This is a genomic window from Pseudomonas arsenicoxydans (assembly GCF_006438915.1).
Classification (GTDB): Bacteria; Pseudomonadota; Gammaproteobacteria; order Pseudomonadales; family Pseudomonadaceae; genus Aquipseudomonas; species Aquipseudomonas arsenicoxydans_A.
Map to the genome: position 1 here is coordinate 327,437 of NZ_RCZE01000001.1, position 25,399 is coordinate 352,835.

Here is a 25,399-nt window from a genome sequence, read left to right on the forward strand (position 1 = left end):
CGCATTCTCACTGGCATAATCCACCGCATTCCAGGTCGGAGAGTGCCCATGTCGCGCTACCTTTTTTTATCGCTGTGCGTGTTTTTTTCAGTGGCTCAAGCCGATGAAAAATCCTCCGCAAATAACGCTCACGATCTTGCTTACAGCTTGGGCGCGAGCCTCGGTGAACGCCTGCGCCAGGAGGTTCCCGATCTGCAACTTCAGGCATTGCTGGAGGGTTTGCAACAAGCGTATCAAGGCAAGCCGCTGGCATTGAAAGACGAGCAGATCGAGCGAATCCTGGCCGAGCATGAAGCCCAGCTCGCCGAGCAACCGGCGCTCCCGCAAAGCGAAGCTGCACTCGAAAAAGAGCAGCGATTTCTCACCGAGGAAAAAGCCAAACCAGGTGTTCGCGAATTGGCGGACGGAGTGTTGCTGACGGAACTGACTCCCGGCACCGGCGCCAAGGCGGGTCCTAATGGCAAGGTCCAGGTTTTGTATGTCGGGCGCCTGCCTGATGGCACGGTGTTCGATCAGAACAGTCAGCCGCAGTGGTTCAGTCTCGACAGCGTGATCAGCGGCTGGCGCAGCGCATTGCAAAACATGCCGGTCGGTGCGAAATGGCGCCTGGTGATTCCGTCGTCTCAGGCTTATGGCGCGGACGGTGCCGGCGACCTGATCGCCCCGTTCACCCCGCTGGTATTTGAAGTCGAATTGCGCGGTGCCACCAGCTGAATCACAGGCACAAAAAAACGGCGCGCAGTGCGCACCGTTTTTAATTTACCGGAAGGGATTCAGGCCTGAACCGAATCCTCTTCCTTGTGAGCGGTATGCAGCACTTCGATCAGGCAATCTTCCAATTCGAAGCGTTCGTGCAACAGGCCGCCCAACTCCTTGAATTTCTCTGCGACGCATTGGCCTGCGTCACACAGGTCGTTGAACGCCAGCAGCTTCTCGGTGATGACATCGATGCGTGGGTAGATCGTCTCGGCCAGCTCCAGACCACGCTTGTCGTTGAAGGCTTTGGCCTCCCCCGTCAATTGTTCGTAGATCTCGAAGTGCCCGGCAGACACGTAATCGACCAGCACGCCGCAGAATTCCTGCAACGGCTTGCGGTTCTCGCCGAGAGCCTCAGGCTTGGCGCCGAGCGCATCATAGGCCCGAACCAGTTCGTGACGCTCCTGCAACCAGCGATCGATCAGCAGATGCACTCCACCCCAGCGTTCCTGAGCATTCTGGCAACTTTCGAGCATGGTGATCTCTCTTCCCTTGTGGGTCAGCTGCTCAATGCCTGCTCGCCTCTTGTTAAGTCAATGGGCGGTCAGGCAGAGCGTCATCGAGCAACATAATTCCAATGACACGTGCGGGCCAGATTATGCCCGCACGACTGTGGCTTCAAGGTACGCAGGAGATAAAGTTCATACAAGTGTTTAATCGCCCATCTACACCCGGTGCGACGACACGCCGCTGAGCGGTCGCTCACACGCGAGACAAACGACGCGCAGCAATTGATAAACCCCCAGAATCGTCACCCCGATAAAGAACAGCAGGCTCCATTCCGGAAGGCTCAGGTCGAACAGCGTCCAGGAAATCTCGGCACAATCGGCCTCCCCCTTGAACATCTCCGTGACCCGGCATAACCAGGGCATGTTCTCGTAGGCCGCCTCCAGGCCGGACGAGCACGTCAAGCGCTGATGCATGGGATCACTTTGCAGCAGTATCTGCCGCCACGCCGTAATCATGCCCGCGAGACTGCAAAAGAACCCGAGCAACCAATACAGGAACGATCCAAAGCGCCCTGGCCCCTGCACGGAGGCCGTCAGGCAAACACCTGTGAGCAACGCCAGACAAATCCGCTGCAAAACGCACAAGCCGCAAGGTTTGAGTCCGACCGCATATTCCAGGTAATAGGAAACGCCCAAGGCCAGGGAACCTGTAATGAAAACCATGAAAAACAAGGAGCGTGAGCAGGCCAAAGACATGGCTTTTCCGTACCAGTAGAGACAGGTGGTTACGGTAGAGGAAAGCGCGCCAGCCTTTCAAGGCAGGCCGGCACGGACAGTTCACCAGAAGTGTAGGGAATTCCCGACAGTGTCGAGAGGAATCGGTGTAGTCCTCTGTAGGACGTCGCCGATCAAGGACTACAAAGCCAAACACGCGACGTGTTTCAAACGCCAGGGAGCGCCCCCTCGTCCTTGTAGGAGCTGGCGAAACCTGCTGCTACAAGACCAGCCTCAGGCGTAAACGGGTGCTGGCAACGGTGACGCCAGCAGGCGCTCATCGAGCATGCCCAAGCCTTCCTGGAACAACTGATTGCTGCGTTCCGTGTCGCCCAGTTGCGCCAGCAATCGCGCCAATTCCGCACAGGCTTCCGGGTTGCGCTGAACCCGCAGACTGCTTTCCAGATAGTCTCGCGCCTTGCCCCACAAGCTGTTTTGCAAGCACAACCGGCCCAGTGTCAGCAAAAGGCTTGGATCGGCCGGATGATCCTTAAGCCAGCCCTCGGCAGTTTGCAGTTGCCGAGCGGGATCGCTGCCGCGAATCAGTCCGTACAAACGTGCCAGATGACTGTCGAAATTGCGCTTGAGGGCCGTGCGCAGAACCTCCTCCGCTTCGACCTGCGCCCCCAGTTGGCGTAGCTGCTCGGCATAGGCCAGCACCAATTGCGGTTCCTGACGCTGAGCCGACGTGAGCTGTTGCCACGCGCGAGTGAGTGACTGCAAACCGACCTTGCCATCTTCTTCCTGATGCGCCGCCAGCGACAGGTTTTCACCCCATGCACGGCGCTCCAGCTCGGTCAGTTCGGCGGGCGGCAGGACTTTATCCTTACGCAGCTCGGGCAACAGGCGAATTACCGCCGACCAGTCGCCACGCTGCTGAAGCAGGCGCTGTAGCTGGCGCAATGTCTGGGCGTTATGGGGATGACGCTCATGCATGGCCTGAAGGGTGGCCAAGGCACCGTCGGTATCGCCACGGTCGGTCTGCAATTGTGCGTGGCTCAAGGCAATCGCCAATTCGGCCTGCGGCTGGCGCTCGAGGGCACGCTCCAGCAAGTTGTCGCTTTCTTCGTAATGGCCCTGCTCGTTGGCAGCACGTGCCGCACCGAGGTAGTAGAGCAGTGGTTGGCGCTCGGCTTCAGCAGCCCGATGCAAATGACGCTGCGCACTCGCCCAGCGACCTTCCGCCAGATCCAATTGACCGTGCTCGATCGCTACTTGCACCCGCCGGCTGCGATTGCGCCGCGACCAAGGATTGACCACGCCACTGGAGGTCATCACCAGCTCAACCAGCACCTTGATGCCCCAGAACAGCAGCCACAACACCGCGATCAATGCGAGGGTCGCCCACAGGCTCGACTCGTAACGAAAGCTCTTGTAGGCAATCAGCACGTAACCGGCATGCTCGGCGATCGCCAGTCCCAGCGCGGCAGCAGCGGCGATCAACAGGAAAACGATCACATAGAGGCGTTTCATGGCGTTGCCTCCTGAGCGGTACCTGCAGCAGGCTTGACCATGGGCTTGATCGAGTCTTCAGCGTTGACATTCCGCCGCTCCAGATAACCCTGGACCGCGCTCAGCGTACCCGTCAGATCCGGCGTGACGACGGTGACCCGTTGCTTGCTCAACTCGCCCACCTGCTCCAGCATCACTTTGCTCTGGGGGTTGTCCTGGTTGAAGTTGCCGGTCAACACATCCCGCGCCTCCGCCAGCGCCTGGGCGTAAACCGCTGCCTGGCCATTGAGCGCGGCCCATTGCGCCTGCTCGAGTGCCAGGCTCAGGGCAAGGCGCACCTGGCTCAGGCTCTGCCCGGCCAACAGTGGACGAACATTTTTGTCAGCACTGAAGTCGATACGGATGTAACGGGAGATCTGATCCCACCACTGCGCCCAACGACTGGCACCGTCGCCATCAGCGGTCAGGCCCAGCAGGGATTCACCTCGGTCCTTGTACTCGGGCGCCAGCCCAGTGAGGTCGATCACCTGATCACGCAACGCGCCCAGGCGCAGGAACAACCCGGTGCGATCGGGCTGCTCGGTGCTGCGCAACGCCACAAGGGTCTTGGCTACTTGCTCGCGAGCGGCAAAGGAGCCCGGATCGTTCTGTTCACGGAGAATATCGTCGGCACCCTGCACCAGCGCCTGCGCGCTGCTGACGTCCTGCAAGGCAGAGAGGCGCAGGCTGGCCAGACGCAACAAGTGCTCGGCCTCAGCCAGACGCCAGTCCTTGCGACTGGCACCAAGGACGGTTTCCAGGCGCTGGTTCAGGCGTTGTTGATCACCCTGCAACTGCGTGACCAGACGGGCGCGCGCATCCAGTTCATCAACGGCGGGTAACTGCTCCAGGCGCGCGGTAATACGCTGCTCATTGAGCTTGAGACTTTGCGCCTGATCGTTCAGCGCTTGCACCTGAGCCAGTTGCTGCTGGTTATTGGCTTGCAGGTGTCGGACCTGCCATACACCCCAACCGCCCACGGCAACACCGGCAGCGCCGAGCAACAGCGCGACGATAGCCAGCCCATTGCCTCGACGCTTCACATCAGCGGGTGGCGCCGTTTCAACCGGAGTTTCAACCGGTGCATCAAGCACTGGCTGGACGTCATCTTTAGGCAAGGCAGTTTCGCTCACGTATCCATCCTTTGCATTAGAGAACGGGTTCGGGATGCTCCCGCAACGCCGTCAGCAAAGCCGCGGCACTGGCGCCGCGACAATCCACAACTGTTTGGGCCCCGGCGGCACGTGCCAGCTCGGCGACCCTGGGGCTTGGAACAAACAACGGCAACCGCGCCAATAGTGGCCAGGCAACGCCGGCCAGTTGATGCAGGTGCTCAAAACCTTGTCCACTGCTGACCACCAGCCCGTTCAAGCGTTCCGCTTCGATCCGGTCAGGCAGTGCCGCCAACGGGTAGTGAGGCAGGCCGCGACGGTACAACTCCAGATACTCGACACTAGCACCTAGCTCGCGCAAGCGCTCTGCCAGGAGTTCGCGCCCGCCTTCCCCACGCATGATCAACACGCGCGGATCGGGCCGGTTGATAGCCTCGCGCAACCCGGGAAGCTCAAGCAAGGCTTCGCTGTCATCACCCTCGGCCGGAAAGCTTACGTTCAGCCCACGGTCCTCAAGAATTTGCGCGGTGGCGGCGCCGACACTGAACCATTTCAACGCAGGTGGCTGCGGCCAAAACTGGTCAACCAGATGGATACCGATTCTGGCCGCGGGTTTACTGACCACGATCACCGCACAAAAGCGATCCAGTGTCTGAATCAGCGCACGCATTGTGTCAGAGGCCGGGATCGGCTCGATTTCCAAAAGCGGCAAGCTGCTGCTGAAAATCCCCGCTTGCGCCAGAACATCGCTCAGCGCCGCGGATTCATCCGCAGGGCGCGTCAGCAGCAAGCGCCAGCCAGTCACTCGTGACCTGCCTCGCCATACACCGCTTTCAGAATATCTTCGGCGCCCTGGCTCAAGAGGTCTTCGGCGACGTGTACGCCCAAGGCTTCCGCATCGGCGCGTGGCGCACGGGCTTCGGCACTGAGCAACAGGCCGCCGCTCGGATCACCGACCAGTCCGCGCAACCAGATCTGCTCGCCTTCCAGCACGGCGTAGCAGGCGATCGGCACTTGGCAGCCGCCGTTCAAATGCTTGTTGAGAGCACGTTCGGCGGTCACGCGAGTGGCGGTGTCCAGATGGTGCAGCGGTGCCAACAAGGCATGAATTTCGCTGTCCGCCGTGCGGCATTCGATACCGACTGCGCCCTGGCCACCGGCCGGCAGGCTGTCGTCGACACTGATCGCCGAGGTGATGCGGTCTTCGAAGCCCAGGCGAATCAGGCCAGCGGCGGCGAGGATGATGGCGTCATATTCACCTGCATCGAGCTTGGCCAGGCGCGTATTGACGTTGCCACGCAGGAAGCGGATTTCCAGGTCGGGGCGACGGGTCAGCAGCTGAGCCTGGCGGCGCAGACTGGAGGTGCCGACGATGCTGCCTTGTGGCAACTCATCCAGGCTGGCGTAGGTGTTGGAAACGAATGCATCGCGCGGGTCTTCACGTTCGCAGATGCAAAACAGGCCAAGACCTTCCGGGAAGTCCATCGGCACGTCTTTCATCGAATGCACGGCGATGTCGGCTTCGTTTTCCAGCAGCGCGGTTTCCAGCTCTTTGACGAACAGGCCCTTGCCACCGATTTTCGACAGCGGCGAGTCCAGCAGCTTGTCGCCACGACTGACCATGGGCACCAGTGTCACGAGCAGACCGGGATGGGCCTCTTCCAGACGGGCTTTGACGTATTCGGCCTGCCATAAGGCCAGAGCACTTTTGCGGGTGGCGATGCGGATTTCGCGAGAGGACATGGATCAATCCGTACTGAATAGATACGGCGGATAATAACAGCTCAGCCAAATCCACTTTGACTTGTATCAGAAACTGCGTGGCCTCCCTGGCCTGTATGTCCGGCAAGCGGGTGCGAGATTCGCCCCATGAACGGTGAGTTAGAGCTGCTGCATCATCTTGCGTACGCCGGCCACATGGCGCCGGCTGACGATCAATGCATCGCCATTCAAACCTTTGAGGAACAGCTGGAAATGCCCCAGGGGCGTGCGTTGCAAACGTTCGATGCGCTCGCGGGCGACCAGAGCGTTACGGTGGATTCGCACGAACCGGTCGCCAAACTCATCCTCAAGGGCCTTGAGCGGTTCATCCAGCAACACTTCGCCGCTTTCATGGCGCAAGGTCACGTATTTGTGATCGGCAATAAAGTAGACCACCTGATCCAGCGGGATCAGCTCGATACCCTTTCGGGTTCGCGCACTGATGTGGCTGCGGGGGCCGCTGCCACTTTCGGCGGCGGGACGCGTCAGGGCGGCGAGCTGCAGACGATTGGGTCGCTCGGCTTTCTTTAATGCATCGTGAAGATGTTCAGTACGCACAGGTTTCACCACATAGCCTACGGCGCTGGCCTGTAAGGCTTCCACGGCAAATTCATCGGGTCCTGCACAAAACACCACAGCGGGCGGTGTTTCGCGTTCGCACAACCGCGCAGCCACTTGCAGGCCGTCAAGGCCTGGCATGCGGATATCGAGCAGCACGATATCCGGTTTGTGGCTGTCGATCAGTGCCAACGCCTCTTCGCCGTTCGTGGCGCTGGGCTCCAGGACACTGTATCCCTCGAGTTCGCCGACCATTCGGCTCAGGCGCTCGCGGGCCAGGGGTTCGTCATCAACGATCAGGACATTCATATTGCGCTGGATTCCTGCGTGAGTCTCGCACAAGGATAGCGTAGACAGGTGAAGTGACGTCCGTCACCGCGATCCACGCTAAGACTAGCGCGAGGGCCAAAAAGTGCCGCGAGATCGGCGGCTAAATTTTCAACTGCCGCGTGATTGGAGGCTCTGGCCCGCGTTGGCGAGGGATCGCCGTAGGGTTTGCCGATACACAATATGAACACCCCCTCTTCTTATAGTCAGTGGTCGCACCAGAAAGTGCGCTGATCCTACTGTCCAACTGTAGACGGTTGCCGGGACGTCATTGCTCAATTGAAAAATATCGTTGCGCAAATCCCCGAAAGCTCACCTTGAGTATGGACCGGGTTATAAGAAAAAAACGTATCGACCAGTGTCAGCGACAGGATTGGCAACCCTGTTATTATCCGCGACAGCTTTCAACGTCACTTTTCTCCAGCCGATACGAGCGAATTCATGAGCACTGACAAGACCAATCAGTCCTGGGGCGGCCGCTTCAGTGAACCCGTCGACGCCTTCGTCGCCCGCTTCACCGCCTCCGTCACTTTCGACCAGCGCCTGTATCGCCACGACATCATGGGCTCGATCGCCCACGCCACCATGCTGGCCAAGGTCGGCGTGCTGACCGATGCCGAGCGCGACAGCATTATCGATGGCCTGAACACCATCCAGGGTGAAATCGAGGCCGGCCAGTTCGACTGGCGCATCGACCTTGAAGACGTGCACATGAACATCGAGGCGCGCCTGACCGATCGCATCGGCGTCACCGGCAAGAAGCTGCACACCGGCCGCAGCCGTAACGACCAGGTCGCGACCGATATCCGCCTGTGGCTGCGTGACGAGATCGACCTGATCCTCGGCGAAATCACCCGCCTGCAAAAAGGCTTGCTGGAGCAGGCCGAGCGCGAAGCCGGCAGCATCATGCCTGGTTTCACCCACCTGCAAACCGCACAGCCGGTGACCTTCGGGCACCACATGCTGGCCTGGTTCGAAATGCTCAGCCGCGACTACGAGCGTCTGGTCGACTGCCGCAAGCGCACCAACCGTATGCCCTTGGGCAGCGCCGCGCTGGCCGGCACCACCTACCCGATCGACCGCGAATTCACCGCGCAGCTGCTGGGTTTCGACGCCGTCGGCGGCAACTCGCTGGACAACGTGTCCGATCGTGACTTCGCTATCGAGTTCTGCTCGGCGGCCAGCATCGCGATGATGCACTTGTCGCGTTTCTCCGAAGAACTGGTGCTGTGGACCAGTGCGCAATTCCAGTTCATCGATCTGCCGGACCGCTTCTGCACCGGCAGCTCGATCATGCCGCAAAAGAAAAATCCGGACGTGCCGGAACTGGTTCGCGGCAAATCCGGCCGCGTCTTCGGCGCACTGATGGGCCTGCTGACCCTGATGAAGGGCCAGCCGCTGGCCTACAACAAGGACAATCAGGAAGACAAAGAGCCGCTGTTCGACGCCGCCGATACCCTGCGCGACTCGCTGCGGGCCTTTGCCGACATGATCCCGGCGATCAAACCCAAGCACACGATGATGCGCGAAGCAGCACTGCGCGGCTTCTCCACCGCCACCGACCTGGCCGACTACCTGGTGCGCCGCGGCCTGCCGTTCCGTGACTGCCACGAAATCGTTGGCCATGCGGTGAAGTACGGCGTGGAAAGCGGTAAGGACCTGGCGGAAATGAGCCTGGAAGAGCTGCGCAAATTCAGCGACCAGATCGATCAGGACGTGTTTGCCGTGCTGACGCTGGAAGGCTCGGTGAATGCCCGTGACCATATCGGCGGTACTGCGCCGGCGCAGGTCAAGCAGGCGGTGGTTCGCGGCCAGGCGCTGCTCGCCAGCCGATAAATCGCTAAATCGCTGAAAGCTTCGCGAGCAAGCCCGCTCCCACACTTGATCTCCAGCGTTCACAAATTATGTGTTCACCAAGTCAAATGTGGGAGCGGGCTTGCTCGCGAAAGCGATATCAAAAACGCCACAAAACCTACTTTTTGGACGCGATCATCGCCATAAACGCTGGCATCGCCGCTTCCTTGTCCGACGCAACCCGCTGCACATTTGGGTTCTCTCCCAGACGTTCAAGCAACGCCTTGGCCTTTGGCATCTCGGCCAACAAATCCAGGCCAAACAACTTCTGCCCCACCGCAGCGGCCAAGGGCACGCTATACAGGAAATACAGATCGGCAATGCTCAGGCTGTCACCCGCCACATAAGGGGCGAACTTGCCGTGCCGCGCCAAAGAGGCGAACCCCAGCAGCAACTCGGACTTGGTCCTCTCCTTGATCGCGTCCGGCACCGGCGCGCCAAAAAACGCTTCGCCGTAGCACATGCGCCCCGGCAATTCGATGTACAGCTCGATTTCCTTGGCCAGTGCCAGCACCTGTGCGCGCTCGAAAGGATCGCTGGGTAATAGCGGCGTGCCCTTCTGGCTTTGCTCGATGTACTCAAGAATGATGGCGGTTTCATTAACGAAACCCTGTTCAACGCCCAGCACTGGCACCTTGCCGCGCGGGCTGATGGCAAGCGCTTCCGGGCTCGGGCCAGGGTAAAACAGCACTTCTTCGAACGGCAGTCCCTTCTCCAGCAGCGCCAGTTTCACCATGTTGTAGTAGTTGCTGACGGAAAATCCATAAAGCTTGAGCATCACAAAGCCTCCAGGCCGTGCGGGGTTGGCAGTCCTGTTTTATAGAACGCCGAAGCGATTCTTGCCAGCAGCATCACAGCGCTGAATGCAGGTAAACTGGCCGCCTTAACTTGAGGAGCCTGCCATGAGCGAGCCAACTGATATCGAGATCGACGAAGAAGAGTTCGCCGAAAACACCCTAGTTGAAGCCATCGAAAACCAGATCGAAAGCGACAACCCACCGGCTGCCAAGGCAACCTTCAACAAGTTGACGCTGGTCGGTTATGAGCGTGAAGAAATCCTCAATTTGATGGCACACGTGTTGGCGGTAGAAATCGACGCAATCCTCGAAGAAGACCGCGCGTTCAATACCGAATGGTACGAAACAGCGCTGCGCGCGCTGCCGGAATTGCCGCCGGAAAAGAAGTAAACCCGATTTGATGAGCAGCAAGCTTCTGTGGCGAGGGAGCTTGCTCCCGCTCGGCTGCGGAGCAGTCGCAAAACTTTTGGGGCCGCTCCGCGCCCCAGCGGGAGCAAGCTCCCTCGCCACACAACCCGCTCCTACATAAATTGTCACCCATCAATCCTGCCTTCCCCCACACCCTGACTACACTGGAACGCACCCCGCTGCCGCACCAGCCGCCGGGGAATGCTTCCCGAGGTGAAAAAACCCTGATGCAGGCACTGGACATGCCGCACGAGTGGGCTCACCTTAGGGGCGCTGTCGTCCAATTCCTAGAAAGTCTGGAGTCCTTATGTCGCTTACCCCTGAGTTGGTTGCCGAACTGGAAGTCCTCGCACTCTTCAACCTGGACAGTTCCCAGGAAGGTTTGAAAATTCATCAGACCGCTGCCCCGAAACACATCGCCGCTGCCCAACGCCTGTTCGAAAAAGACCTGATCGACCAGCCCGATGGCGGTTATCTGACCAGCCTGGGGCGTGACGCCGCGCAAAATGTGCAAACAGTACTGACTATCCTGAACGTCGAAGAAACAGCCTGAGATCACCGCTTCGCCCACGGAAACCCCTGTCACGGGATTTCCGCGGGCAAACCCGGCGACCTGCTGTCGCCATGTGATAAAAATCTGACGTCAAAAACACAAATTCAGCTTAAAGGTGGCAGGCCCGAGGCGCTAAACTGCCCCTCATTCGCCGCCCCCACATCCGAGCCTCGCGAGCCGGTTTGAGCTGACATGACCCGCACCCATGAAATCCGCCCCGATCTGGACGAGGGAATCGACCGCAAGGTTCTCAGCCAACTGCGCGCACGCTTTCTAAAACTCAATGAAGGCCGCATGGCCCGGGCCATGGAAGGGTTGTCGACCCGCCAGCAAACGGTGCTGACGCTGCTGCCGCTGTTTTTCCACGTCAATCATCCGCTGTTGCCGGGGTATGTGTCCGGCAGTACGCCGGCCGGGCTGTCGAACTTCGAGCCAGACGCCAATGCCCTCGCTGAAGCCCAGCGCCTGACCCGCTCGTTCTCTTACAAACCGCGCCACGGCAGCAATCCGCCGCGACCGATCCACGGGCTGTTCCTGATGGGCAGCCTTGGCACGCTGGCTCAAGCCGATCAAAGCGACATGGACGTTTGGGTCTGCCACGCGCCCGACCTCAGCGAAAGCGAACTCGCCGAGCTGCGCAAAAAATGCCAACTGCTGGAGGTCTGGGCCGCCAGCCAGGGCGCCGAAGCGCATTTCTTCCTGATCGACCCGACGCGCTTCGTGCTCGGTGAGCGCGATACCCAGTTGAGTTCTGAAGACTGCGGCACCACCCAGCACTACCTGCTGCTGGACGAGTTCTACCGCACCGCCATCTGGCTGGCCGGCCGCACGCCGATTTGGTGGCTGGTGCCGGTCTACGAAGAATCGGCCTACGACCGCTACACCCACACACTCCTGTCCAAACGCTTTATCCGTGCTGACGAAAGCCTGGACCTGGGGCATCTGGCATTCATCCCGCCGGGGGAGTTCATTGGCGCCGGGCTCTGGCAGTTGTTCAAGGGCATCGAGTCGCCCTACAAATCCGTACTCAAGCTGCTGCTGACCGAGGTCTACGCCAGCGAGCACCCCAAAGTTCATTGCCTGAGCCTGCGTTTCAAACAAGCGGTGTTCGCCAATCAACTGGACCTCGACGAGCTGGACCCGTACATCGTGGTCTACCGGCGCATCGAGGAATACCTCAAGGCCCGGGGCGAACCGGAACGGCTGGAGCTGGTGCGCCGCGCGTTGTACCTGAAGGTCAATCGCAAACTGACCGGCAACACCCGCACCCAGAGCTGGCAGCGTTCACTGCTTGAGCGGCTGGCCCAGGAATGGGGTTGGGATCAGCGGCAACTGGCGCTGCTTGATAGCCGCAGCCAGTGGAAAGTCCGTCAGGTCAGCGCTGAACGTCGCGCCTTGGTCAACGAGCTGAATTACAGCTACCGCTTCCTGACCCAGTTCGCCCGCACCGAAGACACCGTCAGCCTGATTAACAAGCGCGACCTCAACGTGCTGGGTCGCCGACTGTATGCCGCCTTCGAGCGCAAGGCCGACAAGGTCGAATTCATCAACCCGGGCATCGCCCCGGACCTGGCCGAAGACACGCTGACGCTGGTGCAGGCACCCAACAAGAAAGAGCCGGGGCAAACCCAGTGGGGTTTGTACAACGGCAGCCTGACTGCTCAGGAATGGGAGCATTTCGCGCCGATCAAGCGCAGCCGCCAGCTGCTGGAACTCTTGACCTGGTGCCATCGCAACGGCGTCATCGACAGCAGCACGCGCCTCGCCCTGCACCCTGGCCCGAGTGACCTCAGCGAGTTCGAACTGTTCAATCTGCTCGGCAGCCTGCAACAAAGCATCGCCCTGCCCCTGACCACCGTGGCGGAAGAGCCCTTGTTGCGAGCCAGCGTACCGAGTGAGGTGCTGATTCTGGTGAACGTTGGCGTCGACCCGCTCAAGCACCATCGTGACTTGAACATCCTGATGACCACTGAGCGCACCGACTCGCTGAGCTATGCCGGGGTTCGCGAAAACCTCGTGCTGACGCTGGACCAGGTCACGCTCAATAGCTGGAACGAAGTGTTGGTCAGCCGCTACGACGGCCCTCACGCCCTGCTCGACTGCCTGCGCGCTTACCTCAACAACCTGCCGATCGGGCCACTGCAACCCAAGTTGCGGGTTCGTTGCTTCTGCCATAACCGCGCGCAGTTCATTGCCCGCCGGGTAGAAGAGGTGATCGACACCGCGCAGAACCTGCTGCTGAGCAACCTTAATCACCGTTACCTGATTCAGGTCCAGCAGCACTATCACGTACTGGAGTTGGTGCCGGGCCAGGTCAATCATGTCGCTATCGCCACCTTGCCGGCGCTGATCGATTATCTGGGTGAGGAGCTGACCGGCTACAGCCCGCTGCACCTGGACCCGATGGCGCTGGAAGATCATGACCTCGCGCTAATCCTCCCGATGGGCCAGCCCGAGTGCATTCAGGTGTTCTACAGAATCAACGAGGATCAGGCTGATCTGTACGTGCTGGATGAGCTCAATGCGCTGTGGCAGCAACGCCTGCCCTATCACGACGAACAAAGCCTGTTGGTGCCGCTGCAACGCTTCCTGCAATCGATCCAGTACCGGCGCGATGCCTTGTTGCCGATGGATGCAGCTCAACCCGTGAGCACGGACACGCTGTACTACCAACTGCTGCCGTCCGGCCCAGGGCGCGCGCGCCGGTTCGAAGCGCGGCCTGCGCCGCAAACGCCGGTCAACAAACCGTTCTACGACGTACAGGCCATCATCGGCAAAGCCGCGCCGGGCGAGGTGCAGGTGACGTTGTATTGCAATCAGCGAGAGTTTTCAGAGCTGGAACATGGCGACCAACTGTTCAGCGTGGTCGCGCAGGAGATTGTCGAGCAACGTCGCGAAACCGAACGCTATCGCTGCTACATCACCGACCTGGACCTTTCGGGCCTGCTCGGTGACGGTCAGAGTTCGAGCAATTTGTATCTGCGATACAAGGCTGACCTGGAGCGCTCGTTGAACGAGGCGCTCGAACAGGTCTGAGGGGCGTTATTCCGGAAAGTGGCCGCCCTCGGCTGGCTGCGATTCGACTTCCAACAACGTCAGCTTGAGGGTCTTGCCGCCCGGTGCCGGCCAGTCGATGTGCTGACCCACCTTGAGGCCCAGCAATGCGCTGCCGACCGGCGCCAGAATGGAAATCTTGCCTTCGTCGGCATTGGCGTCCTTGGGGTAAACCAACGTCAGGTGATAGTCCTTGCCGCTGCCTTCTTCGCGGCAATGCACACGGGAATTCATGGTCACAACATCGTTGGGCACTTCATCGTGACCGACCAGGGTATCGGCACGGTCCAGTTCGGTTTGCAGCGCGATAACGCCCGGCAGCGTGTCATCCAGGCTGTCGATCAGGCGCTCCAGACGTTGCACGTCCAGACGAGTAAGGGTGATGGAAGGTGCGGTCATGATTGAGGCAGACTCCTTTCTTCTGCACAGAAAAAGCAAAACCCCGCCAGAAAAAGGCGGGGTTTTCACGAGCCTCGATGAGTTGAGGCGTTTCCGGACACTATCACAGCTCAATAAATATACAAGTCAGGTGCGACCGACACCTTGTAGCGAGGGGGCTTGCCTGTGGCGAGGGAGCTTGCTCCCGTTCGGCTGCAAAGCAGTCGTAGGCTTTTTGGGGCTGCTTCGCAGCCCAGCGGGAGCAAGCTCCCTCGCCACAAGAGCAACTATGCCAAGGTTTTGCGCTGTGAGGCCTGGGCACAGATAACCCGCCGCCGCTCATCATCCGCCGAGCGCCATTCGCGGATGTCTTCGACATGGCGAAAACACCCCAGGCAAACCTTTTGCTCGTCCAGCCGGCACACACCGCTGCACGGCGAAGGGACGGCCGGGCTGACATTACTGTAGAGCGGTTTCGGTGGGCGAACGACGGCAGGCTCGGTCACAATCTCACAGGCCTTCGAAATCGAGTTCGACGTCCGCTTGCTGCTTGACAATGCGCTCGAGCATTTCGCCCAGTTGCTCTTCGCTCTTGTCGCACATCCAGCGCTCGCTCTCTTCGTCGTAGTCGAAGTGGAAACCACCAGAGACCGCCGCCAGCCACAGCTGACGCAGCGGTTCCTGACGACTGAAGATCAATTGGCTGCCGTTTTCGAACTTGACGGTGAGCACACCGGCCGAGCTCTCCAGATCGATATCCAGGTCACACTCGTCGAAAATATCCTCCAGCGTCTGCTGGGTGGCATCGACCAGATCGTGGAAACGGGCTTCGGTCAAACTCATTACGGCAACCTCAAAAAGTGTCTGTTCACGCTCAAGCGCCGCAAGATACGGGCGAGCCCCGGCGATTGCAAAGGATAACGACCCAAGGTGATCACGAAACCTGTGGGAGCGAGCCTGCTGGCGAAGGGGCCATCATATTCAACATCTTTGTTGACTGACACTACGCCTTCGCGAGCAGGCTCGCTCCCACAGGGATTGCGCCTGGCTGACCGGCATCGCGCCAAGCCCCGCCGGACGGGAGCCCCGTCGCATAGGCAAGCTGACGGGTGGCCGGTATACTCCGGCGCAATTAATGCATTTTCAAGGATTTCGCCATGAAGCGCCTGATCTCTTCCCTTGCTGCGCTCCTCGCGGTTGCCTGCCTTGTGTCGGCCTGCGGTCAAAAAGGCCCGCTGTACCTGCCTGACGATGACCAGGACCCTGCCGAACAGGCCCAGTCCTCGCAAAAGCAGCCTGCCTCCAAAGCACACAAGCACGACGTCTACCAATAAGGGAACGCCATGGACGCTTTTAATTACCGTGGCGGGGAGCTGTTTGCCGAAGGTGTGGCCCTGTCGGCCATCGCCGAACGTTTCGGCACACCGACCTACGTCTACTCCCGCGCGCACATCGAAGCCCAATACCTGGCTTACGCCGATGCGCTGGCCGGCATGCCGCACCTGGTCTGCTTTGCCGTCAAGGCCAACTCCAACCTGGGTGTACTGAATGTCCTGGCGCGTCTGGGCGCCGGTTTTGACATCGTCTCCCGTGGCGAGCTGGAACGGGTGCTTGCCGCTGGCGGCAGCGCTGACAAGATCGTGTTCTCCGGTGTCGGCAAGACCCGTGACGACATGCGTCGCGCCCTCGAAGTCGGCGTGCATTGCTTCAACGTCGAGTCCACCGATGAGCTGGAACGCCTGCAAGTGGTCGCCGCCGAGCTGGGCGTTCGCGCACCGATCTCGCTGCGTGTGAACCCGGACGTTGATGCGGGCACGCACCCGTACATTTCCACCGGTCTCAAAGAGAACAAGTTCGGCATCGCCATTGCCGACGCCGAAGACGTGTACATCCGCGCCGCACAACTGCAAAACCTGGAAATCGTAGGTGTCGATTGCCACATCGGCTCGCAACTGACCACCCTGCCGCCCTTCATCGATGCCCTCGACCGCCTGCTGGGCCTGGTCGATCGCCTCGGCGATTGCGGCATCTACCTGCGCCACATCGACCTCGGTGGTGGTTTGGGCGTGCGTTACCGCGACGAAGAGCCGCCATTGGCTGGCGACTACATCAAGGCTGTGCGCGAGCGTCTCGACGGTCGTGACCTGGCGCTGGTGTTCGAACCGGGCCGCTTCATAGTGGCCAACGCCGGAGTGCTGCTGACCCAGGTCGAGTACCTCAAGCACACCGAACACAAAGACTTCGCCATCGTCGATGCGGCCATGAACGACCTGATCCGCCCGGCGCTGTACCAGGCCTGGATGGACGTCACTGCCGTGCGCCCGCGCGATACCGCGGCGCGTGCCTACGACATCGTCGGCCCGATCTGCGAAACCGGCGACTTCCTGGCCAAGGATCGTCAGCTGGCCCTGGAAGAAGGCGACCTGCTGGCCGTGCATTCGGCTGGCGCCTATGGGTTTGTCATGAGTTCCAACTACAACACCCGCGGCCGCGCCGCTGAAGTGTTGGTGGACAGTGATCAGGCAATTGAAGTGCGTCGCCGTGAGACGGTAGCCGAGTTGTTTGCTGGCGAAAGCCTGCTGCCGGAGTAACCCCATGCTGCTGCGTTTTACCAAAATGCACGGCCTGGGCAATGACTTCATGGTCCTCGACCTGGTCAGCCAGCACGCGCACATCCTGCCCAAGCACGCCAAGCAATGGGGCGATCGGCACACCGGCATCGGTTTCGATCAGTTGCTGATCGTCGAAGCGCCGAGCAACCCGGACGTGGATTTCCGTTATCGGATCTTCAACTCCGACGGCTCCGAAGTGGAACAGTGCGGCAACGGTGCACGCTGTTTCGCCCGCTTCGTGCTCGATAAGCGCCTGACCGCAAAACGGCAGATTCGCGTCGAAACCAAAAGCGGCATCATCGAACTGGACGTGCGTAGCGACGGCCAGATCAGCGTCAACATGGGTGCACCGCGCATGGTGCCGGCGGATATTCCGTTTGTGGCCCGGGAACAGGCGCTGAGCTATCCGGTCGACGTCGATGGCACGCCGGTCGAACTGGCCGCCGTGTCCATGGGCAACCCCCATGCCGTGCTGCGGGTCAGCGACATCAATAACGCACCGGTGCATGAACTGGGGCCGAAAATCGAACACCACCCGCGCTTCCCGGCGCGGGTCAATGTTGGTTTTCTCCAGGTCATCGACCGGAGCCGTGCACAGTTGCGCGTCTGGGAACGTGGCGCCGGGGAAACCCAGGCCTGCGGCACCGGTGCCTGCGCAGCCGCAGTGGCCGCGATCAGCCAGGGGTGGATGGATTCGCCGCTATTGATCGACCTGCCTGGCGGGCGCTTGTCCATTGAGTGGGCAGGCCCTGGCCAACCGGTCATGATGACCGGCCCGGCAGTGCGCGTATACGAAGGACAAGTGCGTCTTTGAGTGAGCGAAATCCATGACCGACAAGCCCCAGGTTCCCGCCCTGCAGCCCGACGAATCCCCTTCCGAAAGCCTTGAGGCAGCGGCGATTGCCGCGTACCTGGAGGCTCATCCGGATTTCTTCATCGAGCACGAAGAACTGCTCCCGGCCATGCGCATTCCGCACCGTCGCGGCGACACCATATCGCTGGTCGAACGGCAGATGACCATCCTGCGCGACCGCAACATCGAACTGCGTCATCGCCTGTCGCACTTGATGGATGTGGCCCGCGACAACGACCGCCTCTTCGACAAGACCCGCCGCCTGATTCTCGCGCTGATGGACGCCACCAGCCTGGAAGACGTGGTGATCAGCGTCGAAGACAGCTTGCGTCAGGATTTTCAGGTGCCTTTTGTCAGCCTGATCCTGTTGGGTGACAACCCGATGCCGGTGGGTCGCTGGGTGACTCACGCCGACGCGCAAACGGCCATCGGCGGCTTGCTCTCGGAAGACAAAAGCGTCAGCGGCAGCCTGCGCGAACACGAACTGGATTTCCTGTTCGGCGAAGAACAGCGCAAGCAGATCGGTTCCACCGCCGTCGTCGCGATCAGCCATCAAGGCATTCACGGTATCCTGGCCATCGCCAGCCGTGATCCGCAGCACTACAAAAGCTCGGTCGGCACCTTGTTCCTGAGCTACATCGCCGAAGTCATGGGCCGCGTGCTGCCACGGGTCAACAGCTCCCTGCGCTCGGTCCGCTGAGCATGGAACGGCAACTGGACGCTTACTGCGAACACCTGCGCAGTGAGCGACAGGTGTCGCCGCACACGCTGTACGCCTACCGTCGCGACCTCGATAAGGTGCTGGGCTTCTGCGTCAAACAAAACATCGGCAGCTGGGCCGCGCTGGATATCCAGCGCCTGCGCAGCCTGATCGCCCGCCTGCATTCACAGGGTCAATCGTCCCGCAGCCTCGCCAGACTGTTATCAGCGGTTCGTGGGCTCTATCACTATCTGAACCGCGAAGGCCTGTGCGACCACGACCCGGCCAATGGCCTGGCTCCGCCCAAGGGTGAGCGCCGCCTGCCGAAAACCCTCGACACCGACCGCGCACTGCAACTGCTGGAAGGCGCGGTCGAGGATGACTTCCTGGCGCGGCGGGATCAGGCGATTCTGGAGCTGTTCTATTCCTCGGGATTGCGTCTTTCAGAGCTGACCGGGCTGAATCTGGATCAGCTGGACCTGGCCGATGGCATGGTTCAAGTGCTGGGCAAGGGCAGCAAAACCCGTTTGCTGCCGGTCGGCAAAAAAGCGCGAGAAGCGCTGGAGCTGTGGTTGCCGCTGCGGGCCATGACTAATCCGGCGGACGACGCCGTATTTGTCAGCCAGCAAGGTCGGCGCCTCGGGCCTCGGGCGATTCAGGTGCGGGTCAAGGCTGCCGGCGAGCGTGAGCTGGGGCAAAACCTGCACCCGCACATGTTGCGGCACTCCTTTGCCAGCCACTTGCTCGAGTCCTCGCAGGACCTGCGCGCAGTGCAGGAACTGCTCGGCCACTCAGACATCAAAACCACCCAGATCTACACCCACCTGGACTTCCAGCACCTGGCCACGGTTTACGACAGCGCCCATCCCCGGGCCAAACGCATTAAGGGCGATGACTCATGACCATCCAATTGATCACCTTCGATCTCGACGACACCCTGTGGGACACCGCCCCGGTGATCCTCAGCGCCGAGGCCGTACTGCGTGAATGGCTGACCGAGCATGCGCCGAACCTTGGGGCGGTGCCGGTGGAGCATTTGTGGGCGATTCGGGAAAAAATCCTCGGCAGCGAACCGGGGCTCAAGCACCGCATCAGCGCATTGCGTCGCCGCGTGTTGTTCCATGCACTGGAAGAGGCCGGTTACGACCATGACCTGGCCAACAATCTCGCCGACAAAAGCTTTGAAGTGTTTTTGCATGCGCGGCATCAGATCGAAGTGTTCCCCGAAGTCGAGCCGACCCTGGAAACACTGGCCAAGCATTACGCCCTCGGCGTGGTCACCAATGGCAACGCCGATGTGCGTCGGTTAGGGCTGGCGGATTACTTCAAGTTTGCCTTGTGCGCCGAAGACATCGGCATCGCCAAACCGGATGCGCGCTTGTTTCATGAGGCGTTGCAACGTGGTGGAGCAACGGCTGAGACGGCGGTGCACATTGGCGATCATCCCGGGGATGACATTGCCGGGGCACAGCAAGCTGGCCTGCGCGCGATCTGGTTTAACCCGCAAGGTAAAGCGTGGGAAGCAGAGAAAGCGCCGGATGCCGAGATTCGCAGTTTGACCGAATTGCCGGCGTTGCTGGCCCTGTGGAATTCCCGACACCCCTCCTGAGATCACCCGGATCTAATGTGGGAGCGGGCGTGCTCGCGAAAGCGGTGTATCAGTCGCCATCAATACTGACTGACACGACGCCTTCGCGAGCAAGCCCGCTCCCACAGGGTTTTTCGCTGCATTTGAGGCTTTTGTACCACCCATGAAAAAGCCCGCAGCGACGGCGGGCTTTTTCAGCAAGCAAGGGCAGACGCTTAGATAGGCCGGCTGCCGTACTTGTTATCAGGCTTCTTGGGAGGATCGGCGACCACGTTGGCCTCCACTTCCTGCACCTTGCCGCCCTTGGCCAAAAACTCTTCCATGGCCCGCGCGAGAGCATCGCGTTCCTTGTTCTTGGCTTCGACACTCGGCAGCTCATCGACCGATACCGCTGCCTTGGCTTTGCCTTTGGCGGTCGGAACGGGCGCTTCACCACCGTCGTCTTCAGCGACGTCTTCGGCCGCTGCTTCCAGACCTTCTTCGGTTTCTTCGTCGTCGCCTACTTCGAGGTCGTCGTTTTCCAGATCATCGTCGCTCATGTTCTACCTCATGACTCTTGCGAAAAGCAGATTAGTTATAGCCCAGCTTTACCGTCTGTCGACAGTTGCCGGAAAAATTCAATAACCGTTGGTGACCAGCGGTTCATGCCTCTTCACCGTGCACGGTGGCGAGGACTTTACGGGCACCGCCAAAATCACGGTGCTCGCCCAGATAAACACCTTGCCAGGTCCCCAGCGCCAGTCGGCCTGCCGAGATCGGCAAACTGAGCTGACAGCCAAGTACGCTGGCCTTGAAGTGCGCCGGGAGGTCGTCCAGGCCTTCGTCGTTATGCTCATAGCCGTCTGCTCCTTGTGGGATCAGACGATTGAAAAATCGTTCGAAGTCGCGACGTACCGCCGGATCGGCGTTCTCGTTGATGGTCAACGACGCCGAGGTATGCTGTAGCCACAAGTGCAACAGACCGACCCGACACGCCTTGAGTTCAGGCAAGCCGGCGAGTAACTCGTCCGTTACCAGATGAAAGCCCCGAGGCCGCGCCCGCAGGGTAATCAGAGTCTGTTGCCACATACAGTTCTCCGCACGTTCGGGGCGCATTCTAGCGCGCTCTGGGAAAAAACAAAGGCCCTAATATTCGTTCAATCATGTAAGCCATTGGCCGCAGAAAAGCGCCCGTCGTAAACGCCCCTGAACGTGTACGAAAAAACCTTTCAGCAGGTCCTTCACTGACAAACGCCAGACAAAAAAATGCCCGGCAAGCCGGGCAAGTTTTTTAGGCGCGTCTTACAAGTTGTAGCCGCGTTCGTTATGGAGTGCCAGGTCGATGCCGACAGCCTCTTCTTCTTCCGTGATACGCAGGCCCATGACAGCGTCCAGGACCTTGAGAATGATGAAGGTGACGATCGCGGTGTAGATCACCGTGAAGCCCACGCCTTTGCACTGAATCCAGACTTGTGCGGCGATGTCGGTGACGGTACCGAAGCCACCCAGGGACGGAGCAGCGAACACACCGGTCAGGATCGCGCCGAGGATACCGCCGATACCGTGCACACCGAAGGCGTCCAGGGAGTCGTCATAACCGAGTTTGCGTTTCAGGGTGGTGGCGCAGAAGAAGCACACCACGCCCGCTGCCAGGCCGATCACCAGAGCGCCCATCGGGCCCACGGTGCCAGCGGCCGGAGTGATAGCTACCAGACCGGCGACCACACCCGAAGCAATACCCAGTGCACTTGGTTTGCCGTGAGTCATCCACTCGGCGAACATCCAGCCCAGTGCAGCCGCGGCGGTTGCGATCTGGGTTACCAGCATCGCCATGCCGGCGGTGCCGTTGGCGGCAGCTGCGGAACCGGCGTTGAAACCGAACCAGCCGACCCACAACATCGCGGCGCCCATCAAGGTGTAACCGAGGTTGTGCGGGGCCATCGGGGTGGTCGGGAAGCCTTTGCGCTTGCCCAGAACCAGGCAGGCAATCAGACCGGCCACACCGGCGTTGATGTGCACCACGGTGCCGCCGGCGAAGTCGAGCACGCCCCAGTCCCACAACAGGCCGCCGTTACCGGACCAGACCATGTGCGCAATCGGTGCGTAAACCAGGGTGAACCACACGCCCATGAAGATCAGCATGGCGGAGAACTTCATCCGCTCGGCGAAGGCACCGACGATCAACGCAGGGGTGATGATGGCGAAGGTCATCTGGAAGGTGACGAACACCGCCTCAGGGAACAACGCCGCAGGACCCGTCAGGCTGGCTGGCGTGATGCCGGCGAGGAAGGCCTTGTTCAGGCTCCCGAAGAACGAGTTGAAATTGATGACGCCCTGTTCCATGCCGGTGGTGTCGAACGCGATGCTGTAGCCATAAATGACCCACAGGACGCTGATCAGACCGGTAATGGCGAAGCACTGCATCATCACGGAAAGAATGTTTTTTGACCGAACCATGCCGCCGTAGAACAGCGCGAGGCCGGGAATGGTCATGAACAGCACGAGGGCTGTCGAGGTCATCATCCAGGCGGTGTCGCCGGAATTAAGGACTGGGGCCGCCACTTCGTCTGCCGCCAAGGCCAGGCCGGGCATTACGAGGGACAACAGGGCTCCTAGCCCTGCGAATTTACGCAGAGTCATATTGTTTTCTCCTGGGGCGTTGGGTTTGTGGCGGCTTTAAATCGCGTCGGTATCGGTTTCGCCGGTACGGATGCGAATCGCCTGTTCCAGATTGACCACGAAGATCTTGCCGTCACCGATCTTGCCGGTGTTGGCAGCCTTGGTTATCGCCTCGATAACCCGATCCAGATCCTTGTCGTCAATGGCGACATCGATCTTCACCTTGGGCAGAAAATCGACCACGTATTCCGCGCCGCGATACAGCTCGGTGTGACCCTTCTGCCGACCGAAGCCTTTGACTTCAGTAACGGTAATGCCCTGCACGCCGATCTCGGACAGCGACTCGCGCACGTCGTCCAGTTTGAACGGCTTGATGATGGCAGTGACTAGCTTCATGAAAACTCTCTCCCGAATTGGTGGACTTGCCCCAGGAAAACAAACCCGTCTCAAGTCTAAGCGCAGTGCCTGGCTTTGTAACGCATCGTCGGCCTTGAATGCCCGTCCGACCCCAGCTAACCACCCCGTACGAAACACTTCCCCCGTTTCGCCTGGCGCACTGCATTCGTCACAGCGACTGCATCAGTGCATGGGTTGATAGTCACTAAGCAGAAAGCTTGCCATCTCGCCAAAACCCACTGAATTCAATCCCTTGGCCCATACCACGAGCCGGCGCCCTCGATTACCCGGCAACTAACGCACAACAACAGTGCGCTGCCGTCCGTCCGCATGCGCGAAAAGCGTGCGCCGACCACCCGCCGGAATTGACTATAGACACTGCGTGATACACTGCCCGCCATTGTTTCCAGGACCTTTCCCATGCTCGCGCCCAAAGACTTCCTCGACGCCCTGACGGGCACCGCCTCCCGCCTCTTCAGCGGCGAAACCCCGTTGCCGAAAAGCGAAATCGAAAGCCAGTTCAAGGCGTTGCTGCAGAGCGGCTTCAGCAAGCTCGATCTGGTCAGCCGGGAAGAATTCGATAGCCAGATGATCGTGCTCGCACGCACCCGGGCACGGTTGGAGAGTCTCGAGGCGAAGGTGGCGGAGCTGGAAGCGAAGCTGAATCCACCGGCTGAGTAACACTGCCGATCCCACGGTGAAACCCGATCCACTGTGGGAGCGAGCTTGTTCGCGATAAGGTCGGAACGACCTTCAGATTTACCTGTAGGAGTTGCCGCAGGCTGTGATCATTTGATCTTTCAGCCGCAACAATCCCGGCAACGTCCTACAAGAAAACCACCGCCGTCTGATTGCGCCGCAATGCCTCCGGTTTCTATGCTCATCCCAGCTGAATAATCAGCTCTGGGTTTGGCGACCCGGAAGACCCCGACGCAACGACCACATTCGACCGAGGAATTTATTCCCATCTCGAATTATGGCGGCTATGCGTGGGAGACCTTCGGGTCTGCCGGTTCTCGGGCGTCACCGGTTCGCCAACCCGCGCATGGCTGCCACCCTTTTCGTTTGGCGACGATCAGAAGCAGTTTTCTTCACTCGACCCCGAGAACTACACCATGAATGAAAACTATCTAAGCCCTCACGTCTTCACCCGCCACAAACTCAACCTCCACGCCCTCCTCCTGGAAAACCAAGCCTGGTTCAGCGCCCGCGACCTCGGCCGACTGCTCCGCCTTTTCCTCGACGAACGCGCCGTCCGAAAACTCGACCCCGATCAACATCAGTCCGCACAAGTCCTCATCCACGGCGTCATCGAAGACACCCTGCTGATCAGCGAATCCGGCGTCTACGCCCTATTGGTCTACCACTACTGCCCCGAATACCGAGCCCTGCGTGAATGGCTGACCCACGACGTCGTCCCCACCCTGAGGGACGCACAGCATTCACCCACAAACGAACGCCCGATCCTGAGTCTGCTGAACTGGCCTGAGATGTCATTGAGTTTGCTGCACTGGAATAACCAGCCATGGATTCGGTTGCAGGATGTTCCGCATATGCTTCCAGAGGGTGAACGGCCACAGCGCGCGGCGAATGCACCGTGGTGGAAGCGAGCCTCCCGAATACTGCAATCGTTTTAACACTCAAATGCACCTTCTATTGACTACGTTTGCCGCACGCCAAACGTAGTCGTTTCCATAACCAAACCCAATTCCACACGCTGTGCTTCTGACGTCCTTCATACATCTAAGTACGGTCCTACAGTAGCCAGCTCCTGCGCCTGATTACGTGACCACGCCCGAGTCCGTTACCTTCTTCGCCTCGATTTCAACAGTACAAAGTGATGAGAAGAAAAGGAAAAGGCACGGAACTCCGCAATCAGATATTCAAGTCTGATGCTCGAAATCTTACTAGTGAAGCCATGTCCTATGATCCTGACATTCGTGCCGCAGGAATCAACGTCTCAGCACTCAGACTCGATCCGATCACCATGGCTGCCATCAACTCCTGTCATCTGTGGGAAGAAGTGATCCCATACCCGTGGGAATGCATCCCGGAATGGAAGCGAAAGGATGCGAGGGGACTGGATCTGGCCATCTGGTATGAAGAAGAGCTCTGTGGCTTGTGCTATGCGACTCCGCGTGAAAGCACTATCTGCATAAAAATTGTGCTTTTACAGGGACACACAAGAAACACCCACCCTTTGCGGGGCTGGATCGCTCCAATTGCATTGAGGGCTACGGAATTTTATGCGCGGATGCTGGGCTGCGATGAGATTGAGGTACAAGAACCTGACCCGGGCGCCATCTCCTACTATCAAAAACTTGGATTTATTTTTGACAAAACCAACCGCCTTGTCTTTTCACTAGACGACCAATAAGAT

29 protein-coding genes are annotated in these 25,399 nt (G+C 59.7%); 14 read left to right on the plus strand and 15 right to left on the minus strand.

Annotation, left to right across the window (positions count from 1 at the left end; genetic code table 11):
• Positions 1–48: 48 nt before the first annotated feature.
• The gene (locus EAH78_RS01490) at positions 49–714 is read left to right on the plus strand and encodes an FKBP-type peptidyl-prolyl cis-trans isomerase (RefSeq protein ID WP_140664605.1); all 666 of its coding nucleotides are present in this window, start codon (positions 49–51) and stop codon (positions 712–714) included.
• Positions 715–773: 59 nt separating this feature from the next.
• Here EAH78_RS01490 and rsd read toward each other — a convergent pair whose 3' ends face one another.
• From rsd to EAH78_RS01525, 7 genes are all read right to left on the minus strand, one after another.
• Positions 774–1,232: a sigma D regulator gene (gene rsd / locus EAH78_RS01495; protein WP_140664609.1), complete on the minus strand. Its 459-nt coding sequence runs from the start codon at positions 1,230–1,232 to the stop codon at positions 774–776.
• A 189-nt stretch (positions 1,233–1,421) separates the two neighbouring features.
• Positions 1,422–1,961, minus strand: coding sequence for a disulfide bond formation protein B (locus tag EAH78_RS01500; RefSeq protein WP_140664612.1), 540 nt, complete (start codon positions 1,959–1,961; stop codon positions 1,422–1,424).
• 252 nt (positions 1,962–2,213) lie between these two features.
• The gene (locus EAH78_RS01505; protein ID WP_140664615.1) at positions 2,214–3,452 is read right to left on the minus strand and encodes a heme biosynthesis protein HemY; all 1,239 of its coding nucleotides are present in this window, start codon (positions 3,450–3,452) and stop codon (positions 2,214–2,216) included.
• Complete coding sequence (locus tag EAH78_RS01510; protein ID WP_140664618.1) at positions 3,449–4,603, minus strand: uroporphyrinogen-III C-methyltransferase; 1,155 nt, start codon at positions 4,601–4,603, stop codon at positions 3,449–3,451. The genes EAH78_RS01505 and EAH78_RS01510 overlap by 4 nt, the downstream gene beginning before the upstream one ends.
• 16 nt (positions 4,604–4,619) lie before the next feature.
• The gene (locus EAH78_RS01515; protein WP_140664621.1) at positions 4,620–5,387 is read right to left on the minus strand and encodes a uroporphyrinogen-III synthase; all 768 of its coding nucleotides are present in this window, start codon (positions 5,385–5,387) and stop codon (positions 4,620–4,622) included.
• On the minus strand, positions 5,384–6,325 hold the full coding sequence (gene hemC, locus EAH78_RS01520) for a hydroxymethylbilane synthase (RefSeq protein ID WP_140664624.1): 942 nt from the start codon (positions 6,323–6,325) through the stop codon (positions 5,384–5,386). Before hemC ends, EAH78_RS01515 begins: the two co-directional genes overlap by 4 nt.
• A 138-nt stretch (positions 6,326–6,463) precedes the next feature.
• On the minus strand, positions 6,464–7,210 hold the full coding sequence (locus tag EAH78_RS01525; RefSeq protein WP_123434865.1) for a LytR/AlgR family response regulator transcription factor: 747 nt from the start codon (positions 7,208–7,210) through the stop codon (positions 6,464–6,466).
• A 459-nt stretch (positions 7,211–7,669) separates the two neighbouring features.
• Here EAH78_RS01525 and argH point away from each other — a divergent pair, with 459 nt between their 5' ends.
• Positions 7,670–9,064: an argininosuccinate lyase gene (gene argH / locus EAH78_RS01530; protein WP_140664627.1), complete on the plus strand. Its 1,395-nt coding sequence runs from the start codon at positions 7,670–7,672 to the stop codon at positions 9,062–9,064.
• A 136-nt stretch (positions 9,065–9,200) separates the two neighbouring features.
• Here the strand turns inward: argH and EAH78_RS01535 are convergent, their stop codons facing one another.
• The gene (locus EAH78_RS01535; protein WP_140664629.1) at positions 9,201–9,860 is read right to left on the minus strand and encodes a glutathione S-transferase family protein; all 660 of its coding nucleotides are present in this window, start codon (positions 9,858–9,860) and stop codon (positions 9,201–9,203) included.
• Positions 9,861–9,984: 124 nt separating this feature from the next.
• Here EAH78_RS01535 and EAH78_RS01540 point away from each other — a divergent pair, with 124 nt between their 5' ends.
• The 3 genes from EAH78_RS01540 (at position 9,985) to EAH78_RS01550 (ending at position 13,876) form a co-directional block, all read left to right on the plus strand.
• Positions 9,985–10,269 (plus strand): hypothetical protein, encoded by a 285-nt coding sequence (locus EAH78_RS01540; protein ID WP_045059685.1) that lies wholly within the window; start codon positions 9,985–9,987, stop codon positions 10,267–10,269.
• A 325-nt stretch (positions 10,270–10,594) separates the two neighbouring features.
• Positions 10,595–10,840, plus strand: coding sequence for a TIGR02647 family protein (locus tag EAH78_RS01545; protein ID WP_140664633.1), 246 nt, complete (start codon positions 10,595–10,597; stop codon positions 10,838–10,840).
• A 192-nt stretch (positions 10,841–11,032) separates the two neighbouring features.
• Positions 11,033–13,876 (plus strand): class I adenylate cyclase, encoded by a 2,844-nt coding sequence (locus tag EAH78_RS01550; protein WP_140664636.1) that lies wholly within the window; start codon positions 11,033–11,035, stop codon positions 13,874–13,876.
• Between the two features lie 6 nt (positions 13,877–13,882).
• On the opposite strand, the gene rnk is transcribed toward EAH78_RS01550, so the two are convergent.
• The 3 genes from rnk to cyaY form a co-directional block, all read right to left on the minus strand.
• On the minus strand, positions 13,883–14,293 hold the full coding sequence (rnk, locus tag EAH78_RS01555) for a nucleoside diphosphate kinase regulator (RefSeq protein ID WP_123434871.1): 411 nt from the start codon (positions 14,291–14,293) through the stop codon (positions 13,883–13,885).
• A 266-nt stretch (positions 14,294–14,559) separates the two neighbouring features.
• Positions 14,560–14,778: a DUF1289 domain-containing protein gene (locus EAH78_RS01560; RefSeq protein WP_193560062.1), complete on the minus strand. Its 219-nt coding sequence runs from the start codon at positions 14,776–14,778 to the stop codon at positions 14,560–14,562.
• A gap of 4 nt (positions 14,779–14,782) precedes the next feature.
• Positions 14,783–15,115 (minus strand): iron donor protein CyaY, encoded by a 333-nt coding sequence (gene cyaY / locus EAH78_RS01565; RefSeq protein ID WP_123434872.1) that lies wholly within the window; start codon positions 15,113–15,115, stop codon positions 14,783–14,785.
• A gap of 314 nt (positions 15,116–15,429) precedes the next feature.
• On the opposite strand from cyaY, the gene lptM reads away from it, so the two are divergent.
• From lptM to EAH78_RS01600, 6 genes are read left to right on the plus strand one after another with little or no spacing between them, the layout of a single operon-like run.
• The gene (gene lptM, locus EAH78_RS01575) at positions 15,430–15,606 is read left to right on the plus strand and encodes an LPS translocon maturation chaperone LptM (protein WP_140664640.1); all 177 of its coding nucleotides are present in this window, start codon (positions 15,430–15,432) and stop codon (positions 15,604–15,606) included.
• A 9-nt stretch (positions 15,607–15,615) separates the two neighbouring features.
• A complete protein-coding gene (gene lysA / locus EAH78_RS01580; RefSeq protein WP_140664643.1) occupies positions 15,616–16,863 on the plus strand; it encodes a diaminopimelate decarboxylase in 1,248 nt (415 codons plus the stop codon).
• Positions 16,864–16,867: 4 nt separating this feature from the next.
• Positions 16,868–17,698 (plus strand): diaminopimelate epimerase, encoded by an 831-nt coding sequence (gene dapF, locus EAH78_RS01585; protein ID WP_140664648.1) that lies wholly within the window; start codon positions 16,868–16,870, stop codon positions 17,696–17,698.
• A 13-nt stretch (positions 17,699–17,711) separates the two neighbouring features.
• The gene (locus tag EAH78_RS01590) at positions 17,712–18,437 is read left to right on the plus strand and encodes a DUF484 family protein (RefSeq protein ID WP_140664651.1); all 726 of its coding nucleotides are present in this window, start codon (positions 17,712–17,714) and stop codon (positions 18,435–18,437) included.
• 2 nt (positions 18,438–18,439) lie between these two features.
• A complete protein-coding gene (gene xerC / locus EAH78_RS01595; RefSeq protein ID WP_008040629.1) occupies positions 18,440–19,339 on the plus strand; it encodes a tyrosine recombinase XerC in 900 nt (299 codons plus the stop codon).
• A complete protein-coding gene (locus tag EAH78_RS01600; RefSeq protein WP_140664656.1) occupies positions 19,336–20,046 on the plus strand; it encodes an HAD family hydrolase in 711 nt (236 codons plus the stop codon). Before xerC ends, EAH78_RS01600 begins: the two co-directional genes overlap by 4 nt.
• Positions 20,047–20,240: 194 nt before the next feature.
• On the opposite strand, the gene sutA is transcribed toward EAH78_RS01600, so the two are convergent.
• From sutA to glnK, 4 genes are all read right to left on the minus strand, one after another.
• Positions 20,241–20,564 (minus strand): transcriptional regulator SutA, encoded by a 324-nt coding sequence (gene sutA, locus EAH78_RS01605; RefSeq protein WP_140664659.1) that lies wholly within the window; start codon positions 20,562–20,564, stop codon positions 20,241–20,243.
• 103 nt (positions 20,565–20,667) lie between these two features.
• Positions 20,668–21,093 (minus strand): secondary thiamine-phosphate synthase enzyme YjbQ, encoded by a 426-nt coding sequence (locus tag EAH78_RS01610; RefSeq protein WP_111448318.1) that lies wholly within the window; start codon positions 21,091–21,093, stop codon positions 20,668–20,670.
• A 213-nt stretch (positions 21,094–21,306) separates the two neighbouring features.
• A complete protein-coding gene (locus EAH78_RS01620; RefSeq protein ID WP_027926392.1) occupies positions 21,307–22,644 on the minus strand; it encodes an ammonium transporter in 1,338 nt (445 codons plus the stop codon).
• Positions 22,645–22,680: 36 nt separating this feature from the next.
• On the minus strand, positions 22,681–23,019 hold the full coding sequence (glnK, locus tag EAH78_RS01625; RefSeq protein ID WP_002555808.1) for a P-II family nitrogen regulator: 339 nt from the start codon (positions 23,017–23,019) through the stop codon (positions 22,681–22,683).
• Between the two features lie 420 nt (positions 23,020–23,439).
• Between glnK and EAH78_RS01630 the strand changes: the two genes are divergently transcribed.
• The 3 genes from EAH78_RS01630 (at position 23,440) to EAH78_RS01640 (ending at position 25,396) form a co-directional block, all read left to right on the plus strand.
• Positions 23,440–23,700: an accessory factor UbiK family protein gene (locus EAH78_RS01630; protein ID WP_140664662.1), complete on the plus strand. Its 261-nt coding sequence runs from the start codon at positions 23,440–23,442 to the stop codon at positions 23,698–23,700.
• Between the two features lie 434 nt (positions 23,701–24,134).
• Entirely contained in the window at positions 24,135–24,656 is a 522-nt protein-coding gene (locus EAH78_RS01635; protein WP_140665621.1) for a BRO-N domain-containing protein, read from the plus strand.
• A gap of 281 nt (positions 24,657–24,937) precedes the next feature.
• The gene (locus EAH78_RS01640) at positions 24,938–25,396 is read left to right on the plus strand and encodes a GNAT family N-acetyltransferase (RefSeq protein WP_318191042.1); all 459 of its coding nucleotides are present in this window, start codon (positions 24,938–24,940) and stop codon (positions 25,394–25,396) included.
• The last annotated feature ends 3 nt before the right edge of the window (positions 25,397–25,399 follow it).